Source organism: Halobacillus andaensis, from assembly GCF_014636475.1.
Classification (GTDB): domain Bacteria; phylum Bacillota; class Bacilli; order Bacillales; family Halobacillaceae; genus Halobacillus_A; species Halobacillus_A andaensis.
Map to the genome: position 1 here is coordinate 1,214,883 of NZ_BMEL01000001.1, position 18,631 is coordinate 1,233,513.

Consider the following 18,631-nt stretch of genomic DNA (forward strand, 5'->3'; position numbering starts at 1 on the left):
TCTACTACTTATTATATAGAGAGATGTTTGCCATGAATAGACTAGTTTTGCATATTTTCGCTAATTTTTCCATAAAGTTACCAAATACCTAGAAGTCTCATGACAAAATACCTAAATACTCAACAAAAAAAGAACCTTACCGAAGCAAGGTCCTTTTTCTAAATCAAGTTACAGTACTATGCTCTTTCTGATAATATTCGAATTCTTTAGTTGTACAAAGCACCCAGTGATCTGGACGTACTTCACGAAACTCTGGTTCTTCGCTCGTGTCGTGATCATTTGGATCGTACGTGAAACGCTCACGTGACCGTTCATACACAGGATCCGGCAGTGGAATGGCGGATAGAAGTGACTGTGTATATGGATGAATAGGATTACGGTAGAGCTCGTCCGCGTCAGCGAGTTCCACTATTCTGCCAAAGTACATAACCCCAATTCTGTCGCTGATGTATTTTACCATCGATAAATCGTGAGCAATGAACAGATATGTTAATCCTTTTTCTTTTTGAAGCTGCTTTAAAAGGTTAACAACTTGTGCTTGAATAGAAACATCTAGTGCTGAAATCGGCTCATCCGCGATAATAAACGAAGGATCCACAGCAAGTGCTCTCGCAATTCCAATACGCTGACGCTGTCCGCCACTGAATTCATGAGGGTAGCGGTTTGCATGTTCCTTGTTTAGTCCTACCGTTTCTAAAAGTTCTTCTACTTTAGCTTTCCTTGCTTTCTCATTGCTTTCTAAGCCATGAATGTCCATGCCTTCAGCAATAATATCGGCTACTTTCATACGAGGATTTAAAGACGCATATGGATCCTGGAAGATCATCTGCATTTCTCTATTAAACTTCTTCAGTTCATTACGATTTTTTTTACCGTGAACGTCTTCCCCGTTAAAAATAACTTCTCCATCAGTGGCATTGTATAAGCGAATGATGCTGCGGCCAGTGGTAGACTTGCCGCAGCCAGACTCCCCTACTAACCCAAAGGTTTCTCCTTTGTAGATGTCAAAGCTAATACCGTCTACAGCTTTGACTACACTGTGTCGCCCAGTTTTAAAATGCTGTTTTAAGTTTTTGATTTCTAGTAATTTTTCTTTACTCATACACGATCACCTTTCCCACTGCCCGTAGAGGCCATTGCCGCCATTCGCTTCTTAATTGCTTCGGGCGGGTCAATGTCAGGCGCATGCTCATGCAGAAGCCACGTCGCTGCATAGTGCGAATCAGACACTTTAAACAAGGGCGGCTCTTGTTCTCGATCAATTTGCATGGCAAACTCATTACGCGGAGCAAACGCATCCCCTTTAGGCGGATTCAGCAAGTCAGGTGGTGAACCTGGAATAGCATAAAGCTCGGCATCTTCTGCATCTAGAGATGGCATGGAACCAAGTAATCCCCACGTATACGGATGCTTCGGATTATAGAAAATATCATCGACTGTTCCAATTTCAACGATTCTTCCAGCATACATAACCGCCACACGATCCGCTACGTTAGCCACTACGCCAAGATCGTGCGTAATAAAGATAATCCCAGCGTCCGTCTTTTTCTGAATATCCTTCATTAATTCTAGGATTTGCGCCTGAATGGTTACATCTAGAGCCGTTGTAGGCTCATCGGCAATGAGCAGCTTAGGATTACAGGCTAGTGCAATCGCTACAACCACACGTTGACGCATCCCTCCAGAGAATTGGTGAGGGTATTGTTTCATGCGGTTTTCCGCATCTGGAATTCCTACTAATTCAAGCAATTCTTTCACGCGGGCTTTTGCTTGAGATTTACTCATTTTCTGGTGTTTAATTAAACCTTCTGCAATTTGGTTTCCAACTTTCATCGTCGGGTTAAGTGAAGTCATTGGGTCTTGGAAAATCATTGAAATGTCTTTTCCCCGAATTTTTTGCATTTCTTTTTCACTTAATTTTGCAAGGTCGCGTCCTTCAAAAAGGATTTCCCCTTCTTTAATACGTCCAGGCGGCATCGGAATTAGTTTCATTAAAGCTTTGGTTGTTACTGATTTACCTGAGCCGGACTCTCCTACTATAGCTAACGTTTCCCCTTTGTTTACGCTGAAGTTTACCCCACGTACAGCCTGTACTTCGCCGCCATAGGTGTCAAAGGATACGTGCATGTTTTTTACATCTAATAATTTTTCCATTTTGTACACCTACCTCCTATTCGCGCATCTTCGGATCAAGAGCATCTCGAAGACCATCAGCCAGCAAGTTAAACGCAATCATAATAAGTGAAATGATTACAGCTGGGAATAATAAAATGTGTGGATAGATTTGCAGTGACTGGAACCCATCTTCTACTAATGTACCTAATGATGCTAATGGAGTTGGAAGTCCTAACCCAATAAAGCTTAAAAAGGCTTCAAAGAAAATTGCTGATGGGATCGTAAACATGGTGTTAATAATAATTAATCCTAAAACGTTCGGAATTAAGTGCTTTCTTAAAATCCGACCGTCCTGAGCACCTAACGTTCGGGATGCCAACACGAATTCCTGGTTTTTAAGTTTTAATATTTGTCCCCTGACAATCCGGGCCATCGAGATCCAGCCGGTAATGGTCAAGGCGATCGTAATCGATAGAATCCCAGGATCCAGTATGAGAATCATGAGGATTACGATGACTAAGTTTGGTATACCTACTAAAATTTCAATAAAACGCTGCATATAGTTATCAACACGGCCGCCATAGTAAGCTGAAATACCACCGTAAGCGACACCAATAATCATATCAATGGCTGCAGCCAGGAAAGCGATGTATAACGAAATTCTCGTACCTTCCCAAGCTCTTGTCCATAAATCACGGCCTAGACCGTCTGTTCCAAACCAAAAATTCTGCCCTTCCATATCTTTCGCGGCATAGACATCGTATACGGCTTCTACTTCAGCAGGTTCGCCATTTGTTCCGTCATTCAGAACGGTGGTTTGAATATGATCTTCATCATTGTTAAAGCGCATTAAAGCATTCGTTTCGGCTTGATCCAGAGATTCATGAGTTTGGACTGTACTTAATGTACCATCCATCCCTAGCCATCCCAGACCTTCAACTTTAGGCGGCATTTTCGCTCTTGATAAATCCTGTTCAAATTGATCATATTCATTCATATAAGGTCCTAGTGCTGCTAATGCTATTAAGATGATTAATACGCCTAATCCAGCCATCGCACCTACGTTCTTACGCAGACGGATAAATGAATCCTTCCAGAACGACAAACTCGGCCGGCTGATTTTTTCGCTATCATCATCTCTCGTATCAACTGGTACAAATAAATCCTTGTTAGGCTTATGATTTTCCATAATAGATACTACTCTCCTTCTGCAAGTCGGATTCTCGGATCAATGACTCCATAAAGCAAGTCGATGACCAGAACGATGAGGATGAAAAAGATGGCGAAAAACAATGTTGTCCCCATGATGATTGGGTAATCGTTTGTATTAATTGATTTAACGAATTGTTCCCCTATGCCTGGGACAGCAAAAATGTTTTCGATAACAAGTGTCCCTGTCATTAAACCAATAGCCAGCGGTCCTAATACTGTAATTAGAGGAATTAAAGCATTACGCACTCCATGCTTAAATACAACGCCAAATTTATTTACCCCTTTTGCACGAGCGGTTGTGATGTAGTCAGAGCCCATAACTTCAAGCATCTCTGTTCGCATAAAGCGGGCTGCTATTGCAAGCGGGAATATAGCTAATGCTATCGTAGGCAAGACTGTATGCTGCCATGTACCCCATAGAGCCACCGGAAACCATCCTAGCTTTACGCCAACAAAATACTGAAGTATTCCTGCAAATACAAAGGATGGGATAGATTGACCAATAACCGCTGTAAAAGTAGAACCGTAGTCCAATACTCCATTATGATAAATGGCTGAAACTAAGCCTAACAGCATTCCTAAAATTGTACCAATAATCATCGCTTGAAAACCTAATTGCAATGATGGGCCGATACGATCCAAAATAATTGTCGTTACTTCACGATTATCAAATTGAAAGGAAATCCCCATATCACCTTGCAATAAATTGACCATGTAGTTGAAATATTGAACTGGAATGGGCTCGTCCAAGCCATACTTAGCTAAAACAACCGCTTGTTGTTCTTCTGATAATTTATCGGCAGAGCTTAACGGCGTCCCCGGTAAAAACTTCATTAAGAAAAACGTAAAGGTTGCGATTAAAAACATCGTAATAACCATGTACACTAAACGTTGAGTAATATAACGTCCCATGCCAACACCTCCTGTTAAATTAACCTTTGTCGAAACCCCTTGAAATTAACTGAAATTTGTTTATTATCCGACTATTTCCTTTACAGGGAAAAAGAGAGTATACGCCAACATATGGACATATACTCTCTCCCTTATAAGTTAGCCTATGTTTGGCTCGTTTTTATTCCTTACCGTCAATATAAGCATATTTGTAAGTGTAGTCTGCACCCATCGGGTTAACTCCTACATCTTTAACGTAAGGCTTCCATAGTTGAGCAGCAGCGCGCTGGTAAAGAGGAGCAAGAACTGCATCATCTTCAATTAGCATTTTCTCTGCTTCTAGGAAGTTCTCAAAACGTTCAACTGGTTCTTGAGCTAACTCGTCATTTGCTTCTGCAATTAAAGCATCGTATTCTTCGCTAGCATATCCAGTCTTGTTGTTTCCACCGTCCGTAATCCACATGTTTAAGAATGTGTTTGGATCGATGTAGTCTGGACCCCAACCAGAGTTTTGAAGATCGTAATCCATTTCAGTGTCACGGTCTAGACGCTCTTGGAAAGGTACGGACTGAACATTAACTGTTAGCCCTTCAAGCTCTTCAAGCTGGTCTTTAATGTAAGCATCCATTTGCTGTGCTACTTCAGTGTCTCCACCTAAGTAACCAAGTTCTGCTTCTTCAATTCCTAGCTCTTCTTTAGCAGTTTCCCATAACTCTTGAGCTTCTTCTTTATTTGTTTCGATTAGTTCTCCGTTTAGTTCACGGAAATCTTCTTCAGTTTCTGGGTGCTGCACAAAGTTTTGAGGCATGTGGCCAGAACTTACTAGAGATCCGTTGTTAAGGATTGTATCTACCATCGCTTGACGGTCAACGATTCTTTGAATTGCTTTACGTGCATTTTCGTTTCCAAGAATTTCGTTTTCCTGGTTCATCTTCAAGTAGAATAAAGTCGGCTCTTCTTCAATACGGAACTCTTCAGAAGAACGGTATTCATCTACAAACTCAGATGAAAGACCAACACGATCAATTTCATCTGTTTCATAAAGGTTAACAGCAGAAGCTGTTTCTTTAACAACTGAAACGTTAATTTCTTCTAGGTTAACGTTGTCAGCATCCCAGTAATCTTCGTTCTTTTCAAGCTTCCAGCCATCGCTTCCCCACTCAGTAAACATGAATGGTCCGTTTGATAACAGCGTGTCCGCTTCAAGAGCGTAATCTTCTCCATGCTCTTCAACAAAGTCTTGGTTTAGCGGAAGGAAAGTTCCAAACGCCGTTAAAGACTCAAAGTATGGAGTTGGTTTTTCTAGAGATACTTCTAAGGTATAGTCGTCTGTAGCTTCTACTCCAAGCTCTTCTACTGGAGTATCACCTGCAGCGATGTCTTCAGCATTTTCGATAACTCCGCTCATCATATAAGGACCGTACTCAGATCCAGTGTCTGGGTCTACTGCACGCTGCCAAGCGTATACGAAATCATGTGCAGTTACCGGGTCACCGTTTGACCAAGTAGCATCGTCACGAAGGTTGAACGTCCAAGTTAATCCATCTTCGCTTTCCTCATGGTCTTCTGCAATTGCTGGTTCAGGCTGAGTGTCTAATCCAAGACGATAAAGTCCGTCTGTCGTAGAACCTAACCATTGGAACGCAACGGCGTCAGTAGCCATTGATGAATCCATTGTTGGAATTTCTGCAGAGTCGGTAATGTTAAGTATTTGTTCGCTATCCCCGCCTGATGATTCTTCTGTGTCTTCTCCATCGCTGCCGCTTTCCGCGTCAGATTCAGATCCTGAATCGTCGCCTCCAGAACAAGCTGCGAGGAACATGCTGAGTGCTAATGCAAGCACTAGCAATAACCAATTTGCCTTTTTCATGTAGAAAATGACCTCCCCTAAAAAATAAAAATTTTGACGTGGCACGTTGTCCACATATCGAATTATACAAGTTTTCAAACAATTTTGCATTCCTTTTTTTCAAAATTTTTGCTGAAAGCCTTATATTATTACGTTTAAATGACATAAAATAAGACTAATTACCTAGTTTATTTTACGATTTTTCCGGTTTTATTTTGATAACTATTCAAATAGATGAATAAAAAAGTACCGTTATTTTGTAACCTCAGACATATAGCGCCGAAGTTTTCGCATAGTTGAATATCACATGCATTATTCAATATATGAGGAATTTTCAGTTATTTACTTTTATTTACATGTTTTTTAGAGTGTTCATAGATGATATAATATCTCTTAGTTTAAGATCGTGAAGGATGTGTGACAAAGTGGTATTCGTGCGGAATAAATGGGGGTTTGTTGCCATTAACCTGTTGTTGATCAGCTTAATTTTCAGTCTGCTGGCTCCAGCTTATGATTTGGTTACTTTTATTGATTTGTTGTTTTACTTATGTTTTTTTTATCTGTTCATTGGTTTATTGCTATGGACCATTAAAGGTGGCTTTTTTGATGCGATTACGTACAGTTTTAGAAAAGTAACCAATCGCGTAGCAAAAAATAAAGATTACCTTGATGACTTTGAAAACAAACCGCTCCCTTCCCAAATGTTTAAGAAAAAATTTGTGCATTTCTTCTTATTTCAAGGAGCCATTTTATTAATTGCCCTACTGCTTCTATTAGTGGTTTACTACAATGGATAAGCTCCGCTTGCAAACCATCTTTGAATCATCTATAATTTGATCAAGATTTTAATATGAAAGCTGCGACGAAAAAGATTTAGTAGCTATACCAATCGCTTTTGAAGAGAGGCTGTGGGTGGTGGAAACAGTTGAGCCTGGTATAGTGAATTGGGACTTTGGAGCAGTCCGTTTATTCGGCGTTAACGAATGTGAGCTGACTTTTTAAAAAAGTAATTAGGGTGGCACCGCGAACCAATCGTCCCTTCCATAACGGAAGGATCGATTGGTTCTTTTTTTATAACTATTAGAGAGGTGATTGATGATGAAAACCATTTTTTCAGGTATTCAGCCAAGCGGTACGTTGACGCTTGGAAACTATTTAGGGGCCATGAAACATTTTGTTGACTTACAGGAGGAGTATAAATGTTACTTCTGTATTGTTGATGAACATGCTATCACGGTGCCGCAAGACCGATTAAAGCTGAGAGAAAATATTAAGTCTCTTGCGGCTTTATACTTAGCTTCTGGGATTGATACAGAGCGTTCCACTTTGTTCATTCAATCTGAGGTTCCCGCGCATACTCAGCTTGGATGGATGTTACAATGCGTCAGTTATATTGGTGAACTCGAACGGATGACGCAGTTTAAAGATAAATCAGCAGGTGGGAAAGAAGCCGTCTCTTCTGGTCTGCTTACGTATCCTCCGTTAATGGCTTCAGATATTTTACTTTATCAAACCGATATTGTGCCGGTTGGTGATGATCAGAAGCAGCACTTAGAGTTAACGAGAAATTTAGCTCAGCGATTCAATAATAAGTACAATGATATTTTCACAGTTCCAGAAGTTCGAATTCCTAAAGAAGGTGCCCGCATCATGTCCCTTCAGGAACCCACGAAGAAAATGAGCAAGTCAGATGCGAATCAAAAAGCATTTATTTCCATGCTGGATGACGAAAAACAAATTACGAAAAAGATCAAAAGTGCCGTCACTGATTCAGAGGGCCTCGTGAAATATGATAAAGAGAACAAACCAGGTGTATCCAATCTGTTAACCATTGAGTCAGTCTGCTCCGGTGAGACCATTGCCGATTTAGAGAAAAAATATGAGGGCAAAGGATATGGAGATTTTAAAGCTGGAGTGGCAGAGGCAGTAGTTCATGTGTTAAAGCCGATCCAAGAGCGTTATGGTGAACTTATTCAATCCGAAGAATTGGATCATATTCTTGATCAAGGAGCGGAAGAAGCTTCGTTTAAAGCCAATAAAATGCTAACAAAAGCTAAAAAAGCGATGGGTCTTGGACGTGTGAAAAAGAAAAAATAAGAAAAGCCAGAATTGAGTTCATCACTCAGTTCTGGCTTTTTAAATGTTTGGTGCTTTTTTGATTTTCTGATTGCCACATCGTTTCAAAGAATGGCTGCCCTTTGATTAATTTTCCGCATAACTCTTCGTGTTGTTTGCTCCAGCCTTCCATTGTTCCATAGTATAAGCGCTGCCAGGCTGCTTCTGCTGTCAGTTCCTTCATCAATTCATACTGTGAAGGATCCCATTCTGTTAACCAATAGCCGACTTCTTCCGGGTGATCTGTATGCCGGAGCTGATCAAGTGCCATCATTAATAACTGCTTTAATTGTCTTTCTCTTCGGGTTAATCCTGCCATTTTTTCTGGAGATAATGATAAGATGTGGTATTCTTTAGGTGTAGGGTTATCTAATTCATAGATGGACGGGCGTTTTCCCTCCACCATGTCAAAAACGAGCCGCTCTTGCCGCGGGATCAGTCTGCTCTTCTTAACAGGAAGTGAATAACCTAATGTATCAAATACCAGTACGCTTCTTCCATCTGTTACGACAGCTGCATAATCGATTGTTTTGCGTTCTTGATTTTTCTTCATGTAGGTACGTTTGTGAATATCATCAAGCATAGACTTAGGTAATTCCTGAAGGTCATTCTCGATAAACTCAAACAAGTCTTCATCAATGAGTAACAAAGGAATCTGATCAACTAATTCGATCCCATCTTCTTTTCGCCACTCGTGAAAGTGACACACGTTGTAGCCATTCTCTTCTCCTTCAAACCAATTCACCCACAGATCATGCATATATAACATAGCGCAACCTCTCTTTCATACCGTGAACTCTTTAGGTTACATTATGACCAATGTTGGTTTTTTTATTCTTAACATCCATCATTTAGTAAATTAATCTCTCATAAATATTAGAGCGAGTAAGCTAAAGGCTAGTCCAACTGGGAATAAATAACATTCAGGTCTTGATTGTATGAGCAGTAAAAATTCTATCCAGGTTAACCCGGCAGGGACAAGGTTTAAGTATGTAATGGTCACCGTGCCTCCTGCTACTGAAAAGCCAAAACCCACGAGCAGCAGCATCCATTGCCACATCGCTTGTCCCCCTTCCCTTTGTTTATTTTATGTGGGAGTGTAAAAAGCATGTCTACCAATATCCGACTTGTTCCTACATATTCCTCTTTACTTACAGAGAAAATACAGGTAAATTTAGAAGGGGAGCTTTTTTTTGGAAAGGAATGATGTTATGTCAGAGCAACGCTCCTTGCGTACCCGTCGTAAACGGAAACGTAAAAAAAGATTTTTTATTGCTATTATTTTTCTTATGTTTATCACTGCCATAAGCTATACAGGCTATGAATATATGATGGGGAAACAAGAATCTCAAGGAAGAGTTTCCGGCGATGACGGAAGCGATATTAAACTAGACGATATCTCAAGTAAATATAAAGATGAATTTAAAGGCGTAGATAATAATGACGGGAAAACGAACGTCTTATTATTAGGTGTTGACCAGCGAAGTGACGAAACACCGAGATCTGATACGATTATGATTGCTCAGTATGATGAGAACGGTGAAAAAGCTAAAGTGGCTTCACTAATGCGTGATTTATATGTCAATATCCCCGGTCATGGTTATAACAAAATTAATGCAGCCTTTGCTATTGGCGGCCCTGAACTGATGCGCCAAACCATTAAAGAAAATTTTGGGATTGACGTAGAATACTATTCGATCATTGACTTTGATGGGTTTACTCACATTGTTGATACACTTGCTCCTAATGGTGTAGAAGTAGATGTAGAAAAAGACATGCAATATAAAGCATCCGATACGAACATCGACCTTAAACAAGGTACACACGACTTAAACGGGGAAGAACTGCTTGGGTATGCACGGTACCGCAGTGATTCTAAAGGTGATTTCGCCCGTGTAGAGCGGCAGCAAGAAGTTATTAAACTCTTAAAAGATGAAGCTGTCTCGCTCAACGGAGTAATGAAAGCTCCTCGGTTGATCGGAACTCTCCAGCCTTATATTGATACAAATGTTGGGAGTGGAAAGATCTTAGACTTGGGTAAAGATTTGCTGTTCAATCCGGTAAATGATATTGAGACTTTTAGTTTACCGACCGATGACAACGTTAGGAATGAGCGAGTGGACTATCCTATAGGACTTGTTCTCGCTCACGATGAAGAAAAAAGTGCTCAAGATATACAAGAATTTTTTAATGAATAGTAAAGTGAAGGCATTCGACCATTAGTGGTCGGATGCTTTTTTGTTTGACGTATGTAAGTAAAGGAGCAGCGAACGATTCTTACATTTCCAAGTTCAAAACATAAAAAAGCTTGTAGAGAAAATCCGAGTTTCTCTACAAGCTGATATGAGCAGACCGCTGTTTACGGTCAATTAACCATTAAATTTCTGAAAGATAAGAGTGACATTGTGACCGCCAAAGCCTAAAGAGTTACTCATTACTGTATGAATCTCTTGTTTTCTCACTTCGTTTGGTACATAGTCGAGATCACATTCAGGGTCTGGTGTTTCGTAATTAATCGTTGGCGGCAGGAGACTTTCATTAATAGCTTTTAAGGATATGATTGCTTCTACTGCACCTGCTGCACCAAGGAGGTGACCCGTCATTGATTTCGTTGAAGAAATCGGTAACTTGGCCGCATAGTCTTTAAACACATTTTTAGCGGCTGTTGTTTCGAACTTATCATTAAGGTCCGTTGATGTTCCGTGTGCATTTAAATAGTCGACCGAATCGGCTGTAATTCCGGCGTCATCTAAAGCATGATTCATAGCGCGCGTTGCTCCATCTCCTTCAGGGGCTGGAGAAGTGATGTGATACGCGTCTCCGGTTGAACCATAACCTGTAATTTCACCATATATTTTAGCTCCGCGTTTTTGCGCTGATTCCAGAGACTCAATGATAAGAATTCCTGCCCCTTCTCCCATCACAAAACCATCTCGATTTTTATCAAAAGGCCGGCTCGCTGTATTTGGATCTTCATTTAAAGAAAGAGCTCGGGCTGAAGCAAATCCTGCGAATGACATTTTATTCATAGGAGCTTCAGTTCCACCCGTAATCATAGCATCAGCATCTCCACGCTGGATCACTTTAAAAGCATCTCCAATCGAGTTTGCTCCTGAAGCACAAGCCGTAACCGAACAAGAGTTGATTCCTTTAGCTCCTAATGCAATGGAAACCTGCCCTGCTGCCATATCAGGAATCATCATTGGAATGAAGAATGGGCTGACTCGGCGATACCCTTTTTTCTGAAAGGTTTCAAATTGAGATTCGTACGTGTTCATTCCGCCGATTCCTGACCCGATCCAAACGCCAGTACGGTCGGCATTGCTTTCATTAATTTCTAGTCCAGCATCTTCTACAGCCATATGAGAAGCAACCATAGCATATTGTACGAAAGGATCCATGCGTCGTACTTCTTTTCGATCAATATAAGTGGAAGGGTCAAAATCTTTTAATTCTGCTGCTACTTTTACAGGATAATCATCTTTGTTGACTTTGGTAATTTCGCCTACCCCTGACTTTCCTGCTTTTATGCTGTTCCACATTTCTTCTACTGAATTACCGACAGGAGTAACAGCTCCCACCCCGGTAATTACAACACGTCGTTTTTCCATTACACTATTCCTCCTTGATTACTTACCCCATCTGAGTGCAACGGCTCCCCATGTTAGGCCGCCACCGAATCCGACGAGTACAACAAGATCGTTATCTTTGATTTTACCTGCTTTCACATCTTCTGACAAAGCAAGCGGGATAGAAGCTGAAGATGTGTTCCCGTATTTATTCACCTTCACTGACATTTTTTCTACAGGAATACCTAAACGCTCTCTCGCCGCTTCCATAATACGAATATTAGCCTGGTGAGGTACGAGGTAATCCACGTCTTCTTCTTTTAGACCGATCTTTTTCACGACATTTACTGAGGATTCTGGCATTTGACGGACGGCAAACTTGAATACTTCACGACCATTCATATGAAGGTAATCTTCTTGGTATAAATGAGGACCACCGCTGCCATCTGCTCCTAGTTCAAAAGATAGGATCCCTTTATCATCACTGACAGGACCGATCACAGCGGCTCCTGCTGCATCTCCGAACAAGACACAGGTGTTACGGTCTTCCCAGTTCGTAATTTTAGAAAGCTTTTCAACACCGACTACGAGCACATTTTCATAAGCGCCTGTGTCAATGTACTGCTTGGCGGTAATTACACCATACATAAATCCTGCACAAGCGGCACTAATATCCATCGCTGCTACTTTTCTAGCTCCTAATTTATGCTGAAGCACAGTAGCTACGGAAGGAAACGGATTGTCAGGTGTAACCGTCGCAACAAGAATTAAGTCGATCTGGTCTGCTGTCATATTCGCATCGTCAAGAGCATTTTGAGCCGCACGAAGCGCCATATCAGATGTATCCATATCATCTTCAGCAATGCGTCTTTCTTCGATTCCAGTCCTGGAACGAATCCACTCATCACTTGTATCTACAATCTTTTCCATATCTTTGTTGGTTAATACTTTTTCAGGAGCGTAATGGCCTACTCCAATGAATCCAGCGTTCATATATTCATCCCCTTAAAGGTAATTTTTATCCCGTATGAACGAGCAGCTTTATCCCTCACTATCATAGAGGAACCTGACTTCATTGTAAATTACCCTTCTTTTTTATACTAATTATTATGACTTGGTACTAATTTTAATGTATATCTTTCCTTTAATCAAGCCTTTAGACGTTAGAAAAACACGGGAAAGTATCCCGTGTTAACGTGTGTATGGAAATTGTCCTTTTTCTATATATAATTCTACGGCATCATCAATCTGAAGCTGAACATTCTCAGGTACAGCAGGACTGAATGACCCGATTTCTATTGCTCCATCCTTAAAACCAAACGTAATAGGCTTGTTTGGGAGCCCACCCTCAAGATAGCGATCCATAGCCATTACATAGACGCGGTCAACACGCTGCACCGTGCTTGTAAGGACCGTGTTTTCTGCTATCCCTGATTGATCTTGTACGTAGCCTATCGCGAAGAGTTCATCCTCCTGGGCCTTTTCTATGATGGGAATGTTGAATCCATCGCCTGCCGGATAAAAAACGTCTGCCCCGTCCTTTTCCATCTTTTCATACAGAAACTTCGCTTTCTCTTCATTTTCCCAATCATACGTATACTTTACATCGATTTCTGCCTGTGGGTTATGATAAGTGGCCCCTGCATAGAAACCTTCCACTTCAGGCTGCCATTCAAAAGCAGCGATTAAGCCGATTCGGTTGGACTCTGTCATTTCGCCAGCAACCATTCCAGCAAAGAACCCCATCGCGTCCGCACTAAAGTTTAAGCTTGTCACATTCTCCGCCGTAAATGCTCCATTAAAATAAATAAATTGTACATCTCCATAATCCTCATGTAGTTGTTTAAAATGAGATCCATACATTTGACTATGACCGAAAATGACGTTGACGCCTTGATCGACCAGTTCGTCCACAGCTTCTATCGTTTCTTGATAGGATTGTACTCCTTCTTTAAAGTATACATCCACATCAAAGGTATCTTTAATCGATTGAAGTCCGAGGTAGCCCTGCTGGCCCCATGCCTCATCGTGGATTGTCGTCTCTACTAAAAGACCGACTTTATCCGCATGTCCCATGGCTGTCGGCTGTTGGCAGCCAGTTGTGAGGAGTAATAATATAACCATTAATCCATAAATTCTCACATACGTACACCCCTATAAAGTTATTCCTTTCTCTATTATAGGGTTGTTTCATATAATGTAAATAATCCTTACTGATTTAGATGTCGTACGGCCCAAATTCTTTCTAACACTTCTTGAGGCTGAGTTTCTCGTTCAGTAAGAGAGAACTTTTTCTCTGCTAACCTCAGGATCTCTCCTTTTTCCACGTGATCGATTACTGTTTCAAAGAAGTCGCCTACGTATAAAGCGCCTCTCTCAAGAATCCATAGTTTTAAATCATCAATCGTTTCAATTTCCTTATCCTTCATATCCATCCACTCACCAAATAAAGGAGGCAAATCAATGGTGACCTCATCAAAAAGTTTATACTTAATCACAAGTGTTTCGTTAGAAATTAGAAGATGAGATTCATCATTTGTATAGTGACTATGGTTATCCCGTTCTTCGATCGTATTAAAATGCTGAAAATTACTATTGCGACCTACATACATATACAACTGCTCTTTCATTGGATCATCAATTTCATCTACACCGACGACTTCATGGCCACTATGGAGCAGCTGCCTTGCGCAATGATAGCCCATCCAGTGAAAGCAGTTAAATAATACAACAACCAAACAGACGCCCCCTTTCTATTTGTTTCTATATTATTCGTCGCTTTCATAATTCATGCTATCTAAAGCGATTCCATATTTATTTTTTATAAGGCTTCTGGTAGAATGAACAAAGAATGTGTAAACGAGGTGAGTAGGTATGCGTATGATGTGGACCGTATTATGGGCCTTTCTATTAAGTTTTATGATGGCATACGTTGTCAGCAATATGGCTGGGTCGGAATTTGCATTCTCCCAAGTCATTATTATGACAATTATATTCAGCATTGCCGCAATTGTACTTGGTGAAGGGGTTATTAAGGAAGAAGAAGCTTAGTCTCCTTAGAAAAACGTTGCTACCTTTTAGCAGCGTTTTTTTATTGGTTATATGGGTTTTTTTAAAAGAAATAACATGCATGTGTGATGAAAAACGAAGGTAAGTCGTACATATAATGGAAAGTAAATTCGAATCAATATATTTCGTGAGTTTATTCAAGGGGGACAAGTTTAGATGGAACAAATTTGGTTGATTATAAAGTATTTATTTCTAGGAATATTTCAAGGTTTTACGGAACCCATTCCGATTTCTTCTAGTGGTCATTTAGTCATCGTGCAAGAGTTAATGGACTTACGAATGGATGGTTATGCTTTTGAAGTGCTCGTTAACTTTGGTTCACTAATAGCCGTTATCCTTATTTATCGTGAAGATATCCTTCGGTTAATCCGTAATGGCACAGGTTTTCTACTAACGAAGGACGAGCGTCAAAAAGATGACTTTAACTTCATTATTTACTTACTTATTGGTACTGTACCGGCCGGTGTGATCGGTATATTATTAAGCGACGCGTTTGATAATTTAAAAGGAACACAAACAGTTGGGGTTACTTTAATTATTACGGGGATTGCTCTATGGACGATTCGTAACTTAAGAGGTCTTAAAAATGATGGAATGCTTACGTGGAAGGATGCATTAATTGTCGGACTTTCCCAAGCTGTCGCTCTCATTCCAGGTATTAGCCGGTCCGGTGCCACTATTGTTGCAGCCATGCTGCTTGGGATGAAGCAGCAAACGGCTCTTAGGTTTTCCTTTCTTTTATTTATACCTGTCAGTTTAGGAACGATGCTGCTGTCGATCGACGATTTACTAGCCGCTGACTTTGCTGTAATGTGGCCGAGTTATCTCATTGCTTTTCTTGCATCTATTGTGGCTTCCTACGTATCACTAAAATGGTTTATGAACATTATGGCTCAAGGAAACTTGAAATATTTCGCGATTTACTGCTTTGTCGTCGGTGGACTTGTCTGGTTCTTCTTATAAAGGGGCCCCCTTGCTTTCTGACAAGCAGAGATGTCAAAAAACGAACGATCGAGCAACTCTATTGCAGCGAGGGAGCATAAAGGTACCAGGTACCGAAAAGCTGTAAAAGAGCGAAGTGCCAAGTGTGAATTTCGGTACCTGGTACCCGGTGCGCAAGCGGAAGCTGAGGCCGTGCCCACGGAAAGCGGAGTGTTTTAACGGAGCGATGGTGTGGAGTCTCATTAACATAAATAATCCGAACTGATTTCTCAGAATCGTTCGGATTATTTTTTGTTTTATTTAGTTATGTCCCCACCCCTTTTCTATCCTCCGCTTACAGGAGGGATAAAGGCGATCGTATCATTTTCTTTAATGGTTTCCTCCCCTGGAGCAAACTCCTCATTAATAGCGACCATTGATTCATGTACTTTACTAAGATTATATTCCTGCTCTATATAATCTTTCAATTGCTTCACACTCTGACCTGATGCATCAATTTCAATGGATTGTTTCCCCATCTTTTCTTGTAGTCCGGCAAAGAATAATATTTTATTCAAGAAAAGTCCTCCTTCTCCGGTTTTCCTGCAGAATAAGCTTTCGTTTCTTTTTGGTCGCCGATCCACTCTTCCCCATCTTCCCAATGTTCTTTTTTCCAAATCGGCACAATTTCTTTGATTCGCTCAATGGCATATCGGCTCGCTTCATAAGAATCCGCTCGATGCGGGGTCGACACAGCAATAACTACAGCGATGTCCTCGATATCAAGCCGGCCGACTCTGTGAACAATCGCTGTTTTTGTATTTGGCCATTTAGCTGAAATTTCTTCGCCGATTTCAGCTAATTTTGCTTCGGCCATCGATTGATAGGCTTGATATTCTAAAAAAAGAGTCCTCTTCCCTTCGGTTATTTCACGTACAGTTCCTATAAATGTATTAATCGCTCCGGCCTCAGGACGAGACACGAGCCCGACTGTTTTCTCAATTGATATTGGCTCTTTTGTTATAGTATAACAACGACTCATTGCCACTTCCCCCTTTTTATGTACGAATAAATATCTTCTATAGAAGCACGCCAATGATCCATGTGATAAACAGGAATCTCGAGATTTGTTACGAGCTCTCTATCCCATGTAAAGACAACCTGCACATTAGGAAGTTCAAGCAGCTTCACATCGTTTTTATTTTTCAAAATCACGGCTTTTGGATAACCTTCATGCTTAAACCCTTCTACAAAAATCATATCGGGTTGTAACACGGCATACCAGTCAATGAGCTGTGAGAGTGAAAGTTCACGATTCATGAGCATTTGGGTTTCCCCCGCCCCAGTGACACTCGTTATAAAAGCCCCACATCTATGTAGTTTGACACTATCGACTGTTTCCTCCGGCTGCGAAAGTGGTGATGGATCTCCGTGGTGCTTAAGGCAAGCGACATGATCCCCTAACTCAGCGGCATACTTCACCATCTCTGTCATCCAGGTCGTTTTCCCGCTATTTTTATACCCAACGATTTGAAAGACAACGGGTCTCACGTACGTTCACTTCCCTTCTATGGCTAAACAAAAACCCCTTCCACAACGGGAGGGGTATTGTTTGATCAATCTGGAATGCCTAGAGCAATTTTCGCGTAACGACTCATACGATCTTTGGTCCAAGGCGGATTCCATACGATGTTGACTTCAACTTCGTTGACCTCAGGAAGGTCAGCAAGACAACGTTTAACATCTTGTTCGATATGACCAGCTAAAGGACAGCCCATGGCCGTTAATGTCATTGTCACTGTAGTATTGCCATTTTCATCCATGTCAGCTCCATAAACGAGACCTAAATTGACGATATCAATACCAAGTTCAGGGTCAATTACATTTTCAAGGGCGCCCATAACATTTTCTTCAAGTGCTGCATCCATAATAGTACCCCCTTCTCATTAGTTCATGTTCTATTATAAACAAAATTCTTCATAGATTAAACCACTAACGTTTATAGTACGATTTCTAACCAGTTGACCATCTCTAAAACACCGAAGCGGCTTACCTTATGGTCTACCCCGACATCTCGTAAAAATCTTATATTTTCAGGGTTTTTATATTCCTCTACGATTTCGTTATAGAAATCATACGCGTGTTCAAAAGGCACAACTGGATCCGCATCACCGTGCCAGAAAAATAACGGACGTGCATTTAATTTTTGTTTATTAGCTGATAAATCTATGCTTTGCAGCGAGCTATAAAGGTCATTTAATTCCATTTCGGTAATCGGAAGCTGTAGTCCTGTCTGTTCCACATCTTTAATTAGTTTTTTGGCAAAGTCAACAGGTTTAGGTGACCCCATCATGACTGTGGCTGCTTGAATCCACGGATACATCGTTAAGGCAGCGCTTGTCGTCACTCCCCCCATTGATGTACCTCCAACACCAAATCGACGATTTAATATAAGATCACGTTGATCTAACTCATCTTTAATGTCTTGTAAATCCTTCAGATTTTGATAGACGATGTCCCAAAATTTAAAGCTTAATTCTTCTTTGGATAAATCATCGGTCCGATCGCCATGATACATACTATCAGGTAATACAACACGAAAGCCTTTTTGGGCAAGTAAATAGGCTTGTGGTAAATTGTGCTCTTTAGCTGAAGTAAAGCCGTGAAAGTATGTAAAAACAGGCAGCGGCTGCTCATATTTTTCTGTTTCTACAATAATTAGTGAGGGTATGTTCTTTATTGTTTCCCGATAAATGCCAATCATGAATTCCTATTCCTTTCTTCCAATCTTTACATGAACATCATCGAAATTTACATGTTCTTTTGTATAATTAATATCGTAACACCGAGTGTTTCAATTGGAAAGGATTAGGCTCTGTAACGACAGGGA

The 18,631-nt window shown here is 40.7% G+C and carries 21 protein-coding genes and 1 other annotated feature; of the genes, 5 read left to right on the forward strand and 16 right to left on the reverse strand.

Features of this window, described 5'->3' with window-relative positions:
• Positions 1-163 precede the first annotated feature (163 nt).
• The 5 genes from oppF to IEV27_RS06355 form a co-directional block, all read right to left on the reverse strand.
• Positions 164-1,102: an ABC transporter ATP-binding protein gene (gene oppF, locus IEV27_RS06335; RefSeq protein WP_188376585.1), complete on the reverse strand. Its 939-nt coding sequence runs from the start codon at positions 1,100-1,102 to the stop codon at positions 164-166.
• Complete coding sequence (locus IEV27_RS06340; protein ID WP_188376586.1) at positions 1,099-2,154, reverse strand: ABC transporter ATP-binding protein; 1,056 nt, start codon at positions 2,152-2,154, stop codon at positions 1,099-1,101. Before IEV27_RS06340 ends, oppF begins: the two co-directional genes overlap by 4 nt.
• 16 nt (positions 2,155-2,170) lie before the next feature.
• Positions 2,171-3,304 carry an oligopeptide ABC transporter permease gene (gene opp3C / locus IEV27_RS06345; protein WP_188376587.1) on the reverse strand — a complete coding sequence of 378 codons (1,134 nt, stop codon included), beginning with the start codon at positions 3,302-3,304 and terminating at the stop codon, positions 2,171-2,173.
• Between the two features lie 8 nt (positions 3,305-3,312).
• A complete protein-coding gene (gene opp3b / locus IEV27_RS06350) occupies positions 3,313-4,239 on the reverse strand; it encodes an oligopeptide ABC transporter permease (protein ID WP_188376588.1) in 927 nt (308 codons plus the stop codon).
• A 160-nt stretch (positions 4,240-4,399) separates the two neighbouring features.
• Positions 4,400-6,088 carry a peptide ABC transporter substrate-binding protein gene (locus tag IEV27_RS06355; protein ID WP_188376589.1) on the reverse strand — a complete coding sequence of 563 codons (1,689 nt, stop codon included), beginning with the start codon at positions 6,086-6,088 and terminating at the stop codon, positions 4,400-4,402.
• Positions 6,089-6,501: 413 nt separating this feature from the next.
• On the opposite strand from IEV27_RS06355, the gene IEV27_RS06360 reads away from it, so the two are divergent.
• A complete protein-coding gene (locus tag IEV27_RS06360; protein WP_229734858.1) occupies positions 6,502-6,864 on the forward strand; it encodes a DUF3899 domain-containing protein in 363 nt (120 codons plus the stop codon).
• Positions 6,865-6,920: 56 nt separating this feature from the next.
• Positions 6,921-7,110 (forward strand) — a binding site (T-box leader).
• A gap of 55 nt (positions 7,111-7,165) precedes the next feature.
• Positions 7,166-8,164 (forward strand): tryptophan--tRNA ligase, encoded by a 999-nt coding sequence (gene trpS / locus IEV27_RS06365; RefSeq protein ID WP_188376834.1) that lies wholly within the window; start codon positions 7,166-7,168, stop codon positions 8,162-8,164.
• 25 nt (positions 8,165-8,189) lie between these two features.
• On the opposite strand, the gene IEV27_RS06370 is transcribed toward trpS, so the two are convergent.
• Positions 8,190-8,951 (reverse strand): YjbA family protein, encoded by a 762-nt coding sequence (locus IEV27_RS06370; protein ID WP_188376591.1) that lies wholly within the window; start codon positions 8,949-8,951, stop codon positions 8,190-8,192.
• 90 nt (positions 8,952-9,041) lie between these two features.
• Positions 9,042-9,242 carry a YuzI family membrane protein gene (locus tag IEV27_RS06375; RefSeq protein ID WP_188376592.1) on the reverse strand — a complete coding sequence of 67 codons (201 nt, stop codon included), beginning with the start codon at positions 9,240-9,242 and terminating at the stop codon, positions 9,042-9,044.
• A gap of 151 nt (positions 9,243-9,393) precedes the next feature.
• Between IEV27_RS06375 and IEV27_RS06380 the strand changes: the two genes are divergently transcribed.
• Complete coding sequence (locus IEV27_RS06380) at positions 9,394-10,380, forward strand: LCP family protein (protein ID WP_188376593.1); 987 nt, start codon at positions 9,394-9,396, stop codon at positions 10,378-10,380.
• Positions 10,381-10,551: 171 nt separating this feature from the next.
• On the opposite strand, the gene fabF is transcribed toward IEV27_RS06380, so the two are convergent.
• The 4 genes from fabF to IEV27_RS06400 form a co-directional block, all read right to left on the reverse strand.
• Positions 10,552-11,793: a beta-ketoacyl-ACP synthase II gene (gene fabF, locus IEV27_RS06385; protein WP_188376594.1), complete on the reverse strand. Its 1,242-nt coding sequence runs from the start codon at positions 11,791-11,793 to the stop codon at positions 10,552-10,554.
• Between the two features lie 18 nt (positions 11,794-11,811).
• Positions 11,812-12,744 carry a beta-ketoacyl-ACP synthase III gene (locus IEV27_RS06390; protein ID WP_188376595.1) on the reverse strand — a complete coding sequence of 311 codons (933 nt, stop codon included), beginning with the start codon at positions 12,742-12,744 and terminating at the stop codon, positions 11,812-11,814.
• A gap of 198 nt (positions 12,745-12,942) precedes the next feature.
• A complete protein-coding gene (locus IEV27_RS06395) occupies positions 12,943-13,893 on the reverse strand; it encodes a BMP family ABC transporter substrate-binding protein (protein ID WP_229734861.1) in 951 nt (316 codons plus the stop codon).
• A 68-nt stretch (positions 13,894-13,961) separates the two neighbouring features.
• On the reverse strand, positions 13,962-14,489 hold the full coding sequence (locus tag IEV27_RS06400) for a hypothetical protein (protein ID WP_188376596.1): 528 nt from the start codon (positions 14,487-14,489) through the stop codon (positions 13,962-13,964).
• Between the two features lie 136 nt (positions 14,490-14,625).
• Between IEV27_RS06400 and IEV27_RS06405 the strand changes: the two genes are divergently transcribed.
• Positions 14,626-14,802, forward strand: a complete 177-nt coding sequence (locus IEV27_RS06405; protein ID WP_188376597.1) for a YjzD family protein — start codon at positions 14,626-14,628, stop codon at positions 14,800-14,802.
• 174 nt (positions 14,803-14,976) lie between these two features.
• Positions 14,977-15,783, forward strand: a complete 807-nt coding sequence (locus IEV27_RS06410) for an undecaprenyl-diphosphate phosphatase (protein WP_188376598.1) — start codon at positions 14,977-14,979, stop codon at positions 15,781-15,783.
• A 302-nt stretch (positions 15,784-16,085) separates the two neighbouring features.
• Here the strand turns inward: IEV27_RS06410 and moaD are convergent, their stop codons facing one another.
• The 5 genes from moaD to IEV27_RS06435 all read right to left on the reverse strand — a co-directional run bounded on the left by moaD (position 16,086) and on the right by IEV27_RS06435 (position 18,505).
• Positions 16,086-16,319, reverse strand: a complete 234-nt coding sequence (gene moaD, locus IEV27_RS06415; RefSeq protein WP_188376599.1) for a molybdopterin converting factor subunit 1 — start codon at positions 16,317-16,319, stop codon at positions 16,086-16,088.
• Positions 16,316-16,783: a molybdenum cofactor biosynthesis protein MoaE gene (locus tag IEV27_RS06420; protein WP_188376600.1), complete on the reverse strand. Its 468-nt coding sequence runs from the start codon at positions 16,781-16,783 to the stop codon at positions 16,316-16,318. The genes moaD and IEV27_RS06420 overlap by 4 nt, the downstream gene beginning before the upstream one ends.
• Positions 16,780-17,292 (reverse strand): molybdopterin-guanine dinucleotide biosynthesis protein B, encoded by a 513-nt coding sequence (gene mobB / locus IEV27_RS06425; protein WP_188376601.1) that lies wholly within the window; start codon positions 17,290-17,292, stop codon positions 16,780-16,782. Before mobB ends, IEV27_RS06420 begins: the two co-directional genes overlap by 4 nt.
• A gap of 65 nt (positions 17,293-17,357) precedes the next feature.
• Positions 17,358-17,669: a metal-sulfur cluster assembly factor gene (locus IEV27_RS06430; RefSeq protein WP_188376602.1), complete on the reverse strand. Its 312-nt coding sequence runs from the start codon at positions 17,667-17,669 to the stop codon at positions 17,358-17,360.
• Between the two features lie 71 nt (positions 17,670-17,740).
• Positions 17,741-18,505: an alpha/beta fold hydrolase gene (locus IEV27_RS06435; protein ID WP_188376603.1), complete on the reverse strand. Its 765-nt coding sequence runs from the start codon at positions 18,503-18,505 to the stop codon at positions 17,741-17,743.
• Positions 18,506-18,631: the final 126 nt, after the last annotated feature.

Bases quoted from the DNA above. Each gene is read 5' to 3' on its own strand.
- opp3b (WP_188376588.1), bottom strand. From the start codon at position 4,239: ATGGGACGTTATATTACTCAACGTTTAGTGTACATGGTTATTACGATG.
- IEV27_RS06430 (WP_188376602.1), bottom strand. From the start codon at position 17,669: ATGGATGCAGCACTTGAAGAAAATGTTATGGGCGCCCTTGAAAATGTA.
- IEV27_RS06380 (WP_188376593.1), top strand. From the start codon at position 9,394: ATGTCAGAGCAACGCTCCTTGCGTACCCGTCGTAAACGGAAACGTAAA.
- IEV27_RS06355 (WP_188376589.1), bottom strand. From the start codon at position 6,088: ATGAAAAAGGCAAATTGGTTATTGCTAGTGCTTGCATTAGCACTCAGC.
- IEV27_RS06370 (WP_188376591.1), bottom strand. From the start codon at position 8,951: ATGTTATATATGCATGATCTGTGGGTGAATTGGTTTGAAGGAGAAGAG.
- IEV27_RS06405 (WP_188376597.1), top strand. From the start codon at position 14,626: ATGCGTATGATGTGGACCGTATTATGGGCCTTTCTATTAAGTTTTATG.
- IEV27_RS06340 (WP_188376586.1), bottom strand. From the start codon at position 2,154: ATGGAAAAATTATTAGATGTAAAAAACATGCACGTATCCTTTGACACC.
- IEV27_RS06410 (WP_188376598.1), top strand. From the start codon at position 14,977: ATGGAACAAATTTGGTTGATTATAAAGTATTTATTTCTAGGAATATTT.
- IEV27_RS06375 (WP_188376592.1), bottom strand. From the start codon at position 9,242: ATGTGGCAATGGATGCTGCTGCTCGTGGGTTTTGGCTTTTCAGTAGCA.
- IEV27_RS06435 (WP_188376603.1), bottom strand. From the start codon at position 18,505: ATGATTGGCATTTATCGGGAAACAATAAAGAACATACCCTCACTAATT.
- IEV27_RS06390 (WP_188376595.1), bottom strand. From the start codon at position 12,744: ATGAACGCTGGATTCATTGGAGTAGGCCATTACGCTCCTGAAAAAGTA.
- opp3C (WP_188376587.1), bottom strand. From the start codon at position 3,304: ATGGAAAATCATAAGCCTAACAAGGATTTATTTGTACCAGTTGATACG.
- IEV27_RS06420 (WP_188376600.1), bottom strand. From the start codon at position 16,783: ATGAGTCGTTGTTATACTATAACAAAAGAGCCAATATCAATTGAGAAA.
- fabF (WP_188376594.1), bottom strand. From the start codon at position 11,793: ATGGAAAAACGACGTGTTGTAATTACCGGGGTGGGAGCTGTTACTCCT.
- trpS (WP_188376834.1), top strand. From the start codon at position 7,166: ATGAAAACCATTTTTTCAGGTATTCAGCCAAGCGGTACGTTGACGCTT.
- oppF (WP_188376585.1), bottom strand. From the start codon at position 1,102: ATGAGTAAAGAAAAATTACTAGAAATCAAAAACTTAAAACAGCATTTT.